This window comes from Halomonas sp. KM-1, from assembly GCF_000246875.1.
Taxonomy (GTDB): Bacteria; Pseudomonadota; Gammaproteobacteria; order Pseudomonadales; family Halomonadaceae; genus Halomonas; species Halomonas aerodenitrificans.
This window is the reverse complement of sequence record NZ_BAEU01000167.1, coordinates 1-15,180: the sequence shown is the minus strand read 5'-3', so window position 1 is coordinate 15,180 and position 15,180 is coordinate 1. Positions and strand designations below refer to the sequence as shown.

General features: G+C 66.0%; 12 protein-coding genes. All 12 read left to right on the top strand.

The annotated features are described in order from the left end of the window. Nucleotides 1–814: 1-deoxy-D-xylulose-5-phosphate reductoisomerase (dxr, locus tag B8115_RS22645; protein WP_010630153.1), on the top strand; the 814-nt coding region annotated here is incomplete at its 5' end. Between the two features lie 64 nt (nucleotides 815–878). Further along, the gene (rseP, locus tag B8115_RS22640; RefSeq protein ID WP_010630152.1) at nucleotides 879–2,237 is read left to right on the top strand and encodes a sigma E protease regulator RseP; all 1,359 of its coding nucleotides are present in this window, start codon (nucleotides 879–881) and stop codon (nucleotides 2,235–2,237) included. A gap of 122 nt (nucleotides 2,238–2,359) precedes the next feature. Further along, a complete protein-coding gene (gene bamA, locus B8115_RS22635; RefSeq protein WP_010630151.1) occupies nucleotides 2,360–4,702 on the top strand; it encodes an outer membrane protein assembly factor BamA in 2,343 nt (780 codons plus the stop codon). A gap of 25 nt (nucleotides 4,703–4,727) precedes the next feature. Next, nucleotides 4,728–5,234 carry an OmpH family outer membrane protein gene (locus B8115_RS22630; RefSeq protein WP_010630150.1) on the top strand — a complete coding sequence of 169 codons (507 nt, stop codon included), beginning with the start codon at nucleotides 4,728–4,730 and terminating at the stop codon, nucleotides 5,232–5,234. 45 nt (nucleotides 5,235–5,279) lie between these two features. Beyond that, a complete protein-coding gene (gene lpxD / locus B8115_RS22625; RefSeq protein ID WP_010630149.1) occupies nucleotides 5,280–6,320 on the top strand; it encodes a UDP-3-O-(3-hydroxymyristoyl)glucosamine N-acyltransferase in 1,041 nt (346 codons plus the stop codon). Between the two features lie 119 nt (nucleotides 6,321–6,439). Continuing rightward, nucleotides 6,440–6,883, top strand: coding sequence for a 3-hydroxyacyl-ACP dehydratase FabZ (fabZ, locus tag B8115_RS22620; protein WP_035592045.1), 444 nt, complete (start codon nucleotides 6,440–6,442; stop codon nucleotides 6,881–6,883). Continuing rightward, nucleotides 6,880–7,647: an acyl-ACP--UDP-N-acetylglucosamine O-acyltransferase gene (lpxA, locus tag B8115_RS22615; RefSeq protein ID WP_010630147.1), complete on the top strand. Its 768-nt coding sequence runs from the start codon at nucleotides 6,880–6,882 to the stop codon at nucleotides 7,645–7,647. The genes fabZ and lpxA overlap by 4 nt, the downstream gene beginning before the upstream one ends. Before the next feature lie 23 nt (nucleotides 7,648–7,670). Next, the gene (gene lpxB / locus B8115_RS22610; protein WP_010630146.1) at nucleotides 7,671–8,894 is read left to right on the top strand and encodes a lipid-A-disaccharide synthase; all 1,224 of its coding nucleotides are present in this window, start codon (nucleotides 7,671–7,673) and stop codon (nucleotides 8,892–8,894) included. Beyond that, nucleotides 8,891–9,502: a ribonuclease HII gene (gene rnhB, locus B8115_RS22605; RefSeq protein ID WP_010630145.1), complete on the top strand. Its 612-nt coding sequence runs from the start codon at nucleotides 8,891–8,893 to the stop codon at nucleotides 9,500–9,502. Before lpxB ends, rnhB begins: the two co-directional genes overlap by 4 nt. Nucleotides 9,503–9,714: 212 nt before the next feature. Then, nucleotides 9,715–13,218: a DNA polymerase III subunit alpha gene (gene dnaE / locus B8115_RS22600; protein ID WP_010630144.1), complete on the top strand. Its 3,504-nt coding sequence runs from the start codon at nucleotides 9,715–9,717 to the stop codon at nucleotides 13,216–13,218. Between the two features lie 359 nt (nucleotides 13,219–13,577). Beyond that, nucleotides 13,578–14,531 (top strand): acetyl-CoA carboxylase carboxyl transferase subunit alpha, encoded by a 954-nt coding sequence (accA, locus tag B8115_RS22595; protein WP_010630143.1) that lies wholly within the window; start codon nucleotides 13,578–13,580, stop codon nucleotides 14,529–14,531. Next, a partial coding sequence (gene tilS / locus B8115_RS22590; RefSeq protein ID WP_010630142.1) for a tRNA lysidine(34) synthetase TilS occupies nucleotides 14,515–15,180 on the top strand: 666 nt, incomplete at its 3' end. The genes accA and tilS, both read left to right, overlap by 17 nt.

Here is a 15,180-nt window from a genome sequence, read left to right as displayed (position 1 = left end):
ATATCGCGAGAAGGAAGCCCTGGTGATGTCCGGGGCGCTGTTCATGGACGCCGTGTCGCGCCATGGTGCCACGCTGCTGCCGATCGATTCCGAACATAATGCCATCTACCAGTGTCTACCACCCGAGCACCGTGGCGGTCTGGCTCGTCACGGCGTCACCCAGTTGCTGCTGACCGCCTCTGGCGGGCCGTTTCGCGGCTGGTCGCGGGAGCGCCTGGCGGCGGTGACGCCGGAGCAGGCCTGCGCCCACCCCAACTGGTCGATGGGGCGCAAGATCTCGGTGGACAGCGCCACTCTGATGAACAAGGGACTGGAGCTGATCGAGGCGTGCTGGCTGTTCGATGCCCGGCCGGAGCAGGTGCAGGTGGTGGTGCATCCGCAGAGTGTAATCCACTCCATGGCCGCCTACAGCGACGGCTCGGTACTGGCGCAGTTGGGCAATCCGGATATGCGTACGCCGATCGCCTACGGCCTGGCCTGGCCGGAGCGTATCGAAGCCGGCGTCGAGGCGCTGGATCTGTTCCAGATCGCCCGGCTCGATTTCGAAGCGCCCGACGAGACGGCTTTCCCCTGTCTGCGGCTGGCGCGCGAGGCGATGCGGGAGGGCGGTACGGCACCGGCGATCCTCAACGGTGCCAACGAAGTGGCCGTCGACGCCTTCCTGGCGGGGCGCTTGAGCTTTCCGGGAATCGGTGAGCTGGTGGGCGAGGTTCTCACGGCACTGCCGGCAGAGAGCGGCGATGACCTGGAAACCGTGCTCGGCGCCGACGCCCGGGCGCGGCAGGCGGCGCACACTTGGCTGGAGCGGGGCTGAATCGGGGTTGAAGAGAGGCTGAGCCGCTTTTCGCCGACGTAGTAGTCATTTCAAGGAGGCTGTATTGGGCCTGATCCAGAACGTACTGGCCGTCATCGTGGTGCTGGGGCTGTTGATCACCTTCCACGAGTTCGGCCATTACTGGGTGGCGCGCCGCTGTGGTGTCAGGGTGCTGCGCTTCTCGGTGGGCTTTGGCAAGGCGCTCTGGTCCCGTACCGACCGTCACGGGACCGAGTTCGTCGTGGCGGCGATTCCCCTTGGCGGCTACGTCAAGATGCTCGACGAGCGCGAGGCGCCGGTACCCGACGATCAGCTCCACGAAACGTTCAACCGCAAGACGGTATGGCAGCGTATCGCCATCGTCGCGGCCGGGCCGCTGGCCAACTTCCTGCTTGCCATCGTCGCCTACTGGGCGCTGTTCGTCGCCGGCACCACCACGGTGGCACCGGTGGTGGGCGAGGTGGCGCCCGATTCCCCGGCGGCTCGCAGCGGTCTGCAGAGCGGCCAGGAGATCGTCTCGGTGCAGGGCAACGGCGTGCGCTCCTGGGACGAGATCAACCTGCGCTTGATCGCCCACATCGGTGCCAGCGGCGAGCTGACCATCGATGCACGTGACGACGCCGGCTCGAGCGCGCAGGAGTACCGCCTGCCAGTGGAGAACTACCTGGTGCGCCAGGATCCGCCCCAGCCGCTGGCCACACTGGGCATCACGCCCTGGCAGCCGCGTATTCCCGCGGTGCTGGGCCAGGTGCTGGATGGTCAGGCCGCCGCCGAGGCGGGGCTGCAGCCGGGCGACGAACTCTTGTCCGTCAATGGGGCGCCCATCGCGGAGTGGATGGATTTCGTCAGCGTGGTGCGGGCCAACCCCGGCGAAGCGCTGGAGCTCGAGGTGCAGCGCGACGGCGAGCCTGTGACGTTGACGCTCATTCCGGGCAGCCGCGAACTCGAGACGGGCGGTACCATCGGCTACGTGGGCGCCGGGGTGGAGCCGGTGGAGTGGCCCGAGGAGTTCCGGCGCGAGATCCGCTACGGCCCCGTGGCTGCGCTGGGGCAGGCAGTGAACCGCACCGGCGAGATGACGGTGCTGACGCTGGATGCGATCCGCAAGATGCTGGTGGGGCTGATCTCGCCGACCAATCTTTCCGGCCCCATCACCATCGCCCAGATGGCGGGGGATACGGCCCGTACGGGGCTGGAGACCTTCGTCAGCTTCCTGGCCTATCTCTCCATCAGCCTGGCGGTGCTCAATCTGCTGCCGATACCGGTGCTCGATGGTGGCCACCTGCTTTATTATTTCGTCGAAGCCGTCCGCGGCCGGCCGGTATCGGAGCGGGCTCAGGCGCTGGGATTGCGAATCGGATTGGCAATGGTCGGCACTTTGATGCTGATGGCGCTCTATTTCGATCTGATGCGTCTCTGGTAGCGTGCGCCTCCAACGGGAGGCACAGGGAGGTGGAGCTGCGCTCCGCCTTGTCAGTCACCCGCACATATGTATATGGTGCCTGTCTGTACAGGCAGGCGGATCAACGCGAGCGAAGCGACTGCATGAATATCAAGACCCTTGGACTGGCGGCTCTGCTGCTGGCCGGTTCCGGTACGGTGCTGGCCGAATCCTTCGAAGTAACCGACATTCGCGTGGAGGGGCTGCAGCGGGTATCCGCCGCCTCCGTCTTCAACGCCTTCCCCATCAGCGCACGAGACCGAGTGGATGATCGCGAGCTGGCCGAGGCGGCGCGCAGCCTGTTCGCCACCGGTCTGTTCGACGACATTCAGCTTGCTCGCGACGGTGACGTGCTGGTCATCCAGGTCGTCGAGCGACCGACCATCTCGCGGCTGAACATCAGCGGCAACCGTCGGCTCTCCGAGGAGGACCTGCGCCGCGGTCTGCGCGAGGGCGGGCTGGCGGAAGGCCAGGTGCTTCAGCTCTCGACTCTCGAGGACATTCAGCGCGAGCTGGAGGGCGTCTACCAGGCCCAGGGCCGCTACAGCGCCCGGATCGAGACCAACGTGCGCGAGATCGACGAAGGCCGCGTCCAGGTCGATATCGAGATCAACGAAGGTGCCGTGGCCAAGATTCGCCAGATCAACATCGTCGGCAATCGTCAGTTCAGTGACGACGAGCTGCGTGACGTGTTCGAGCTCAACGACCGCCCCGGGCGCTTCTTCGGCTGGTTCTCCCGCGACGAGTACTCCCGCGAGGCGCTGGCCGGCGACCTGGAGCGTCTGCGCTCTTTCTACCTGGACCGCGGCTACGTCAATTTCGACATCACCTCGACCCAGGTCTCGATCAGCCCGGACAAGTCGCAGATCTTCGTCACCGTCAACGTCGACGAGGGCAGCCAGTATCGCCTGGGCGACGTGCGCTTCGTCGGCGATCTGCAGATCGGCGAGCGTGAGGCGCGCAACCTGCTGCAGGTGGAGAGCGGAGAGATCTTCTCGCGCAGCAACGTCACCGCTTCCACTGAGGCGCTGCGCTCGCGCCTGGGTGCCGAAGGCTTCGCCTTCGCCCGGGTCGACGGCATACCCGAGCCGCGCGCCGACGGTTCCACCGTCGACCTGACCGTGCGTGTCGACCCGGGTCGTCGTGCTTACGTGCGGCGAATCAACTTCATCGGCAACACCACCACCCAGGACGAGGTGCTGCGTCGTGAGATGATCCAGATGGAGGGGGCGCCGGCCTCCACCGACTCGATCAGCCAGTCGCGCCGTCGCCTGGAGCGTCTGGGCTTCTTCCGTCAGGTCGAGGTGGAAACCCAGCCTGTGGCTGGCGAGCCGGACAAGCTCGACGTCACCTACACGGTGGAGGAGCAGCCCTCCGGCTCGATCTCGGCGAGCATCGGCTTCTCGCAGAGCGCCGGGGTGATCTACGGCGCCTCGCTGGCCCAGAACAACTTCCTGGGTACCGGTAACCGGGTCAACATCGGCGCCCAGCGCAGCGACACCTTCACCAGTGTCAACTTCGGTTTCACCGACCCGTACTGGACCCTGGACGGCATCTCGCGCGGCTACAACGTCTTCTATCGCGAGACCGATTTCGAAGACTCGGATATCTCGACCTACTCCACCGACGCCTACGGCGCGGGGATCAACTTCGGCTATCCGGTCAGTGAGCTGTCGCGCCTCAACTTCGGCGCCAGCATCGAAGACCTGACGGTCAAGACCTATCGCGACACGGCGTCGGAAATCGTGCGCTACGTCGAGGACCAGGGCGACAACGCCCAGAGCCTCAAGCTCACCGCCAGTTGGACGCGCAACAACCTCAACCGCGGCATCATGCCCACCTCGGGCAACTATCAGCGCCTGTCGCTGGAGACCGCCGCGCCGGGCAGTGACGCCGACTACTACAAGCTGCGCGCCCGCGCCCAGCAGCTCTTCGCTCTCAACGAGGAGGAGACCTGGGCGCTCAAGTTCGGCACCACCCTGGGCTACGCCGACAGCATCGGCAGCGATCCCTATCCGTTCTACGAGAACTTCTTCGCCGGCGGTCTTGGCTCGGTGCGCGGCTTCACCGCTAACACCCTGGGCGAGCGCACCACCCCGCGCGAGGCCGGGCGCGACCGCACCCTGGGCGGCAACGTACTGATCGAAGGCAGTGCCGAACTGCTCTTCCCGCTGCCGTTCGTCGAGGATCAGCGCTCGCTGCAGACCGGCTTCTTCCTCGATGCCGGCAACACCTTCCTGACCAGTTGCTATGACATCATGGAAGGCGACGGGCCGTCGAACTGCTCCTCCGGCGTCGATCTGAGCGAGCTGCGCTACAGCATCGGTGTGGGGCTCTCCTGGCTGACGCCCGTGGGCCCGCTGACTTTCAGCATCGCCGAGCCGCTCAACGACAAGAGCGGCGACAATACCCAGTTCTTCCAATTCTCGCTGGGACAGACCTTCTGATCCGGCTCCTCAAGGAGTAATTTGAATGCGCAAGTTGACGCTCTTTTTGTGCATGGGTCTGTTCGCCGCGCTGTCTGCGCCGGCCTATTCGACCGAGGTGGCCGTTCTCGACTGGCGCGGGGCGCTGCTCTCTTCCAATGCCGCCCAGCGCTCGATGGAGCAACTGGAGAGCCGGCTTGCCGGCCAGCAGCAGGAGGCGCAGTCGCTGGGGCAGGAGCTGTCCCAGCTGCAGCGGCGCCTGCAGCAGGAGGGCGACAGCCTGCCCGATGATCAGCGTCGCTCGCTGATCCAGGAGTTCCAGCAGAAGGGCAGTCGCTTCGAACAGCTGCGTCAGCAGATCATGGAAGAGCAGATGCGCGCCGAGCAGAATTTCCTGCAGGAAGCCGAGCCCAAGCTGGAGCGGGCCGTGGAGCAGGTGATCTCGCGGCACAATGTGCAGGTGCTGGTGGAGCCCCAGGGCGTATTGCACTCCGAGCGGGACCTGCCCAACCTGACGGGTGAAGTGATCGAAATACTCAACTCGCTCAATTGATCCACTCGGCAGCGCGCTGCCGAAACGTTGTCGATACGGGTTTCCATGACGCACCCTGCTACTCCGCAATACACACTGACCGAGCTCGCCGAGCGGCTCGGTGCCCAACTGATCGGCGACGGCAGTCGCCGCATCAGGGGGTTGGCGACCCTCAAGGAAGCCGGCCCCGATCAGGTGGCTTTCGTCGCCAATCGCTCCTACATCAAGGACCTCGCCAACTGTCGAGCCGGGGCGGTGCTGCTCCACCCCGAGCATGGTGCCGCCTGCCCGGTGGCTCGCCTGGAGCTGGCGAATCCCTATCTCGGCTATGCCCACCTGTCCCAGCTGTTCGACCCGATCCTGGCCGCTCCCGTGGGCGGTATCCATCCCAAGGCGGTAGTGGCGGAGGACGTGGTGCTCGGGGCGCGGGTCGAGATCGGCCCCAACGCCGTGGTCGAAGCCGGGGTGGAGCTCGGCGACGAGGTGGTGGTAGGGGCCGGCAGCTTCATCGGGGCGGGTTCATGCATCGGTGACCAGTCGCGGCTGCACGCCAACGTCACCGTCTGTCATGGCGTGATCATCGGCAAGCGTGCCCTTCTGCACAGCGGCTGCGTGATCGGTGGCGACGGCTTCGGCTTCGCCCACGACGGCGGGCGCTGGCACAAGATCGCTCAGCTGGGCGGGGTGGTGCTGGGCGACGACGTCGAGGTGGGCAGCTGCTCCAGCATCGACCGGGGCGCGTTGGACGACACCGTGATCGGCAACGACGTCAAGATCGACAGTCAGGTGCAGATCGCCCACAACGTGCGTATCGGCGACCACTCCGCCCTGGCCGGCTGCGTGGGCATCGCCGGCTCCACACGGGTCGGCAAGAACTGCATGCTGGGCGGTGGTGTGGGGCTCTCCGGGCACCTGACGATCTGCGACGGCGTGCAGGTCACCGGCATGAGTCTGGTGACCAACTCGATCCACGAGCCGGGGGTCTACTCGTCGGGTACCGGTGCCATGTCCAACGCCCAGTGGCGCAAGAATGCGGTACGTTTCAAGCAGCTCGACGACATGGCAAGGCGTCTGGCGCGTCTCGAGAAGCGCGATCAGCAGGGTTGAGGCAGGATCGGGCGGCGTTATAATTCCTCGCCTGCCGTTTGCAGGCTTTCGGGAAGCCGGGCGCGACGCTTGCTGGACGTTCGCCAAGGCTTCCCTACTTCATTTCAGAGGTCGCTACGATGGTAATGGACATCAACGAGATTCGTGATTATCTGCCGCACCGTTACCCTTTTCTGCTGGTCGATCGGGTGACGGAGCTGAGCCTTGGCGAATCCATCGTGGGCTACAAGAACGTCAGCATCAACGAGCCGTTCTTCAACGGTCATTTTCCTCACCATCCGATCATGCCCGGTGTGCTGGTGCTCGAGGCGCTTGCCCAGGTATGCGGTATTCTCGGGTTCAAGACCGTCAACAAGCTGCCTGCTGACGGTTACGTCTATTATCTAGTGGGTAGCGACAACGTGCGTTTCAAGCGGCCGGTGATGCCGGGCGATCGCCTGAAGCTGGAAGCTAAGGTCGAACGTGAAAAGCGCGGCATCTGGAAGTTCGCCTGTCGTGCTACCGTAGAGGGTGAATTGGCCTGCGAGGCCGACATCATCTGTGCCGAGAGGAAGGTTTCTTGATACATAGCACCGCCATCGTCGATCCTGGGGCTCGTCTTGCCGAGGACGTGGAAGTCGGTCCCTTCAGCGTGATCGGACCGGATGTCGAGATCGGTCCCGGCAGTCGTATCGGCCCGCATGTGGTGGTCAAGGGGCCGACCGTGCTTGGAGCCCGGACCCGGATCTTCCAGTTCGCTTCCGTAGGCGAGGATTGCCAGGACAAGAAGTACGCCGGTGAGCCGACCCGGCTGGTGATGGGCGACGACAACGTCATCCGTGAGGGCGTGACCCTGCACCGTGGCACCGCTCAGGATCGCGGCGAGACCACCATCGGCTCGCGCAACCTGTTCATGGCCTACGTGCATGTCGGGCACGACTGCGTCATCGGCAACGACTGCGTGCTGGCCAACCAGGCCACGCTTGCCGGGCATGTGACCCTGGGCAACTTCGTCATTCTCGGTGGGCTTTCGGCCATTCATCAGTTCTGCCATTTCGGCGACTACGCCATGGCGGGAGGCGGTTCGATCATCACCAAGGACACGCCGGCCTTCCTGATGATCAATGGCAGTCCGGCCAGGCCTCATGGGCTCAATCTGGTCGGCCTCAAGCGCCGGGGCTTCTCGACCGAGGCGATCAAGGCACTGGGCGAGTGCTACAAGCTGGTCTATCGTCAGGGCCTGACCGTGGCCCAGGCGCTGGAGGAGATCCGCAACCGCTACGCCCTGCCCGAAACCGAGGCCTTTGCCGCTTCCATCGAGGTCTCGACGCGCGGCATCGTTCGCTGAGCGGACGTCGAAACGGGTCCGATATGAGCCAGTTAGCGCGTGTCTACATCGTCGCCGGCGAGATGTCCGGCGACCTGCTCGGTGCCAGCCTGATGCGGGCGCTCAAGGCGCGTCACCCCGGTGTCGAGTTCCGCGGTATCGGCGGGCCGGGGATGATCGCCGAGGGCATCGACAGCCGTTTTCCTCTCGAGACGCTCTCGGTCATGGGGTTGGTCGAGGTGCTCAAGCATCTGCCGGAGCTGATTCGGGTGCGCCGTGCGCTGCGCGCCGATGCCCTGGCCTGGCAGCCGGACGTGATGATCGGTATCGATGCGCCCGACTTCAACCTCGGCCTCGAGCGTCAGCTGCGCGAGGCGGGGCTCACCACCGTGCACTACGTCAGTCCCACGGTGTGGGCCTGGCGTCAGGGGCGGGTCAAGGGCATCGTCCGCTCGGTGGATGCCATGCTCACCTTCCTGCCCTTCGAAGCCGCCTTCTACGAGAAGCATGATCTACCGGTGGCCTTCGTCGGCCATCCGCTGGCCGACGAGCTGCCGCTGGCCAACGACCGTGGTGCCGCACGAGAGGAAATCGGCTTGCCGCCCGACGGGCCGGTGCTGGCCGTGCTGCCGGGGTCCCGGGCCAACGAGATCCGCTTTCTCGGCGAGACGTTTCTCGACGCCGCTGAGCGGCTGTGTCGCGAACGCCCCGACTTGCGCGTCGTGATACCGGCGGCCACCCCGCTGCGCCGCGCCGAGCTCGAAGCGCTGCTCGAACACCGGCCCTTGTTGAGCGAGCGAGCCGTGTTGCTCGACGGACGTGCGCGACAGGCCATGGTGGCCAGCGATGCCGTGCTGCTCGCTTCGGGTACGGCGGCGCTTGAGGGCATGCTGTGTCACCGCGCGATGCTGGTGGGCTATCGCATGGCGCCGCTGACCCACTGGCTGGCCAAGCGCCTGGTCAAGACGCCGTGGATCTCGCTGCCCAATTTGATCGCTCAGGAGACCTTGATCCCCGAGCTGATCCAGGATGCACTCACGGCCGAGGCAATCGTCGCGCGCATCGGTCCGCTGCTCGATGACGGCGAGACGCGTGCCGCCCTCGAAGCGCGGTTCGCCGCCATGCATGCCGGGCTGCAGCGCAACGCCAGCGCTCGTGCGGTCGAGGCCATCGAGGCCGTGGTGGCGGGGCGGCCGCTGCCCGAGTCGGTGGCAAGCGATACCATGACAGCCGATCCCGAGGTAGAGGCCAGGAGAAGCGAGACATGAGCGAGTCTGCCTTTCCCCAACTGGTCATCGACTACCAGGGCCACTTGCTGGCCGGCGTCGACGAAGTGGGCCGCGGACCGCTGATCGGCGCGGTGGTGGCCGCGGCGGTGATTCTCGACCCGCTGCGCCCCATCGCCGGCCTGACCGATTCCAAGAAACTCACGCCGCAGCGTCGCGTGGAGCTGGACGCGGAGATCCGCGACAAGGCACTGGCCTTCGCCGTGGCCGAGGCGTGCCATGCCGAGGTCGACGAGCTGAACATCTACCATGCCACCCACCTGGCCATGCGCAGGGCGATCGATGCGCTGCCGTTGGTGCCGGAGTACCTGCTGGTGGACGGCAACCGACTGCCTGGGCATCATGTGCCCGGTCAGGCGATAGTCAAGGGCGACGCCCGGCATCCGGCCATCGCTGCGGCCTCGATCCTTGCCAAGGTGGCCCGCGACGCCCAGATGGTGGCGCTCGACGCGCTCTTCCCCGAGTACGGCTTCGCCCGCCACAAGGGCTATGCCACGCCCGAGCACCTGGACGCGCTGGAGCGCCTCGGGCCTTTGCCCGAGCATCGCCGTTCCTTCGCTCCGCTGAAAGGACAACTCGAGCTGCTTTAGTCCATGAGTCGCTCCCAATACAGCGAGGGCGCCGGGGATAGGTCGTAGCGGGGGTCTTTTGCCATGGATGGCAAAAGTAGCTTACAAGGATGTATTCACAGCGCCCCCGCGAAGGCCTATCGCCGGATCAGCCCGAGCGGATTTGAGTTATATCGCAGGCCCGATAGCCTGTTTTTCGTGTCGACCATTTACCGCCAAGCCCCGAGCCTCTTATGACCACGCCCTTCGTACACCTTCGCGTCCACACCGAGTACTCCCTGGTCGACGGTCTGGTACGGCTCAAGCCGCTGATCAAGGCCACTGCCGAGCGTGGCATGCCGGCGATGGCCGTGACCGACGAGGCCAACCTGTTCGGCCTGGTCAAGTTCTACCGCGGTGCCCAGGGCAGCGGGCTGAAGCCGATCATCGGCGCCGACCTGTGGCTCGCCAATCCGCATGACGAGACGCACCCTTACCGGCTGACCCTGCTGGCGATGAACGACACCGGTTATCGCAACCTCACCGAGCTGATCTCGCGGGGTTGGATGGAGGGGCAGCGCCAGGGCAGGGCAGTGCTGGAGAAAGCCTGGGTGCTGGCGCAGAGCGAAGGGTTGATCGCCCTCTCCGGCGGTCGCGAAGGGGAGATCGGTCGCCACCTGCTGGCCGACCATCGCGACGAGGCACGCACGCTGCTCGAGGAGTGGCAGGCGGCCTTTCCGGAGCGCTTCTACCTGGAGTTGACCCGCACCGGGCGGCCGCTGGAGGAGGAGTGCGTGCACCTCTCGGTGGAGCTGGCCGTGACCACGGGCACGCCGGTGGTGGCCACCAACGACGTGCGCTTCCTCGAGCGTGACGACTTCTGGGCCCACGAGACCCGCGTTTCCATCGGCGAAGGCAAGGCGTTGGACGACCCGCGCCGCGAGCGCAAGTACACCGAGGAGCAGTACCTCAAGAGCCCGGCGGAGATGGCCGAGCTGTTCGCCGACATCCCCGAGGCGCTCGAGAACAGCGTGATGATCGCCGCGCGTTGCAACGTCGACGTGCGTCTGGGCGAGATCTTCCTGCCGGAGTTCGAGATCCCCGAGGGCATGACCCAGGACGAATTCTTCCGCAAGGTCTCCCACGACGGCCTCGACGAGCGTCTCGACTTCCTCTACCCGGTAGAGAAATACCCCCGCGACGGCGCCGAGTACGCCGAGATCGACAAGCGCTATCGCGAGCGCCTCGACTTCGAGCTCGACATCATCATTCAGATGGGCTTCCCCGGCTACTTCCTGATCGTGATGGACTTCATCAAGTGGGCCAAGGACAACGACGTGCCGGTGGGGCCGGGGCGCGGTTCGGGTGCCGGCTCGCTGGTGGCCTACGCACAGAAGATCACCGACCTCGACCCGCTGGAGTACGACCTGCTGTTCGAGCGCTTCCTCAACCCCGAGCGGGTCTCGATGCCCGACTTCGACGTCGACTTCTGCATGGAGAAGCGCGACCGGGTGATCGATTACGTGGCCGACCGTTACGGGCGCAACGCGGTGTCGCAGATCGTCACCTTCGGCACCATGGCGGCCAAGGCGGTGGTGCGCGACGTGGCCCGCGCCCAGGGTAAGCCCTACTCGCTGGGCGACAAGCTCTCCAAGCTGATCCCCTTCGAGGTGGGCATGACCCTGGCCAAGGCCATCGAGGCCGAGCCGGCGCTCAAGGAGTTCATCGAAAACGACGAGGAGGCCGCCGAGATCTGGGAGATGGCGGTCAAGCTCGAAGGCATCACCCGCGGCACCGGCAAGCACGCCGGGGGCGTGGTGATCGCGCCGACCAAGCTCACCGACTTCTCGCCGCTGCTGTGTGACGAGGAGGGCAACGGCCTGGTCGTGCAATTCGACAAGAACGACATCGAGGAGGCCGGGCTGGTCAAGTTCGACTTCCTCGGCCTGCGTACCCTGACCATCATCGACTGGGCGCTGGAGATGGTCGACAAGGTGCGCGCGGTCAAGGGCGAAGGGCCGCTCGACATCGACAGCATCCCGCTCGACGACAGCCCCACCTTCGAGATGCTCAAGCGCGCCGAGACCACGGCGGTGTTCCAGCTCGAATCCCGCGGCATGAAGGAGCTGATCAAGCGCCTGCTGCCCGACTCGCTGGAAGACATGATCGCCCTCGTCGCCCTGTTCCGCCCGGGCCCGCTGCAATCGGGCATGGTCGACGACTTCATCAACCGCAAGCACGGCCGTGCCGAGCTCGCCTACCCGCACCCGGACTACCAGCACGAGTGGCTCAAGCCGGTGCTGGAGCCCACCTACGGCATCATCCTGTATCAGGAGCAGGTGATGCAGATCGCCCAGGTGCTGGCCGGCTACACTCTGGGTCAGGCCGACATGCTGCGGCGTGCCATGGGCAAGAAGAAGCCCGAGGAGATGGCCAAGCAGCGCAGCGGCTTCATGGAAGGCTGTGCGGCCAACGGCATCGACAAGGAGCTGGCGGGCAACATCTTCGACCTGGTGGAGAAGTTCGCCGGCTACGGCTTCAACAAGTCGCACTCGGCGGCCTACGGCCTGGTCTCCTACCAGACCGCCTGGCTCAAGACCCACTACCCCGGCCCGTTCATGGCCGCGGTAATGTCCACCGAAATGGATAACCTCGACAAGGTGGTGCCGCTGATCGAGGAGTCGCGGCGCATCGGCCTCACCGTGACGCCGCCGGACGTCAACATCGGCGGCTACAAGTTCACCGTCGATACCGAGGGTCGCGTGGTCTACGGCCTGGGCGCCATTCGCGGCGTGGGCGAGGGGCCCATCGGCGCCATCGTCGAGGCCCGCGAGGCCGACGGCCCGTTCAGCGACCTGTTCGACTTCTGCCGCCGGGTCGACCCCAAGCGCATGAACAAGCGCACCCTGGAGGCGTTGATCCGCTCCGGTGCGCTGGACAACCTGGGGCCGAATCGAGCGGTGCTCGCCGCCGCCCTCGAGGATGCCCTCAAGGCCGCGGCGCAGACCCAGAGCAATCAGAGCCTGGGCATGATGGACATGTTCGGCGAAGCCTTCGCCGACGACGAGGCCGAGAGCGATCCCTACGAGGCCTACCGCCGCGCCCGCGAGTGGACCGACAAGGAGCGCCTGGCCGGCGAGAAGGAGACCCTGGGGCTCTACCTCACCGGCCATCCCATCGACGAGTACGAGAAGGAGCTTGCCCGCTTCGTCTCCACCCGCATCGTCGATCTCAAGCCGTCGCGGGAGCCGCAGCGGGTGGCGGGTCTGGTGGTGGCGGTGCGCACCATGAAGTCCAAGCGCGGCGACACCATGGCCTTCATTACACTGGACGACCGTACCGGGCGCATCGAGGCCTCGCTGTTCGGCGAGATCTACGATCAGCTGCGCGGCCAGATCGAGGCCGATCAGGTGCTGATCGTCGAGGGCGAGGTCTCCAGCGACGACTTCTCCGGCGGGCTGCGCCTGCGCGGCAAGGAGGTCACGCCGATGGTGGCCGCCCGCGCCCGCTACGGCGAGGCGGTGGAGCTGTCGCTGGACGGCACCCGGGTCAACGGCCGGCTGGTGGAGAGCCTGCGCGAGAGCCTCGTGCCGCACCGCGACGACGGCGGCCTGCCGGTGCGTCTGCGCTACCGCAACGAAGCCGCCGCCGGCTGGCTGGAGCTGGATGCGCAGTGGCGCGTGGCCCCCAGTGACGAGCTGCTGATCGCGCTGCGCGAGGTAGAGGGGCAGGATGGCGTGCGCTTGAAGTACCGCTAGGCCATCACCTTGGCTGCGAGGAGCGTCGGGGGCAGGCCGAAGGGGAGGTTTTTTGCCATGGGTGAGGAGCACTGCTCCGAACGGGCTGGCCATGGATGGCCAGCCCCGGTCCTGCAAGCGGAGCAGGATGCGAGAGCGAAGCAGGGCAAAAATAGCGCCCAGGGATGGGTTCACAGCGCCTCCCCGAAGGCCTGCCGCCGGATGAGCTCCGAGCGCCGGTCGCAGCCATAACACCTCGAGTCCTGCCTTGCGCCGTGCGTTGAGGGTGCGATAATGCCCGACACTCGATTTTATGGCTTCCGGGGCGAACAGCGTTCATCATGCCCCGGCGACAGCAAAGACAAGGCGGCCCAGCCACTATGAATCCCAACTACCTCGATTTCGAACAGCCCATCGCCGAACTCCAGGCCAAGATCGAAGAGCTGCGCCTGGTCGGCAACGACAGCCAGCTCAACCTCAGCGACGAGATCAGCCGCCTGGAGGAGAAGAGCCGCAAGCTCACCGAGTCGATTTTCAAGGACCTGTCCCCCTGGCAGGTCTCCCAGCTCTCGCGTCACCCCCAGCGCCCCTATACGCTGGATTACCTCGAACACATCTTCACCGACTTCGATGAGCTGCACGGCGACCGCCGCTTCGCCGACGATCCGGCCATCGTCGGCGGCGTCGCCCGGCTGGACGATCGTCCGGTGATGGTCATCGGTCACCAGAAAGGGCGTGAGGTGAAGGAGAAGGTGCGGCGCAATTTCGGCATGCCGCGCCCCGAGGGCTACCGCAAGGCATGCCGCCTGATGGAGATGGCCGAGCGCTTCAAGATGCCGGTGCTGACCTTCATCGACACCCCCGGCGCCTATCCCGGCATCGACGCCGAGGAGCGCGGCCAGAGCGAGGCCATCGCCTACAACCTGGCGGTGATGTCGCGGCTCAAGACGCCGATCATCTCCACCGTGGTGGGCGAGGGCGGCTCCGGCGGCGCGCTGGCCATCGGCGTGTGCGATGAGCTCGCCATGCTGCAGTACTCCACCTACTCGGTCATCTCGCCGGAAGGCTGCGCCTCGATCCTGTGGAAGAGCGCCGAGCGAGCCGCCGATGCGGCTCAGGCCATGGGCATTACCGCCGAACGGCTCAAGGAGCTGGGTTTCGTCGATACCCTGATCGAGGAGCCGCTGGGCGGCGCCCACCGTCAGCCCCTCGTCACCGCCGAGCGGGTCAAGGAGTCGCTGCTGGCGAGCCTGGATCGACTCGAGGCGATGGAGACCGATGCTCTTCTTGAAAGACGCTATGAGCGTCTGATGAGCTATGGCGCCCCGGCATAAGAGAGAATCGCTGCAAGCCCTGATCGACGACGCCCTGGCGGAGACCCCGCCGGGGCGTGTCGTCTGGGTGGCACTCTCCGGCGGGCTGGATTCGAGCCTGCTGCTTACGCTGGCGGCCCAGGCCTGTCGGCGTCATCCCCGCCCGCTGTACGCCCTGCACGTTCATCATGGTCTGCAGAGTGCCGCCAATGGCTTCGAGCGGCACTGCCGTCGGCTTGCCTCACGGCTCGGCGTGCCGCTCTTCGTCGAGCGCGTCGCGGTCGAGCGCGACGCCGGGCTGGGGCTCGAGGGGGCGGCGCGGAAAGCGCGTTACGCGGCGTTCGCCCGCCGTGTGGCACCGGGTGAGACGCTGCTGCTGGCCCAGCATCGTGACGATCAGGCGGAAACCTTTCTGCTCGCCGCCCTGCGCGGCAGCGGCGTACGCGGCCTGGCGGGCATGCCGGCGGAACGCGAGTGGCAAGGGCGACGCCTCGTGCGCCCGCTGCTAACACGGTCACGGAGCGAGCTCGAAGCCGAGGCGGCCCGGCTCGGGCTGCGCTGGGTCGATGACCCCAGCAATACCGATGAGGCGCTGGACCGCAATTTCCTGCGTGGCAGCGTATTGCCACTGCTACAGTCGCGCTGGCCCCAGGCGGCCACAGCCCTGGCC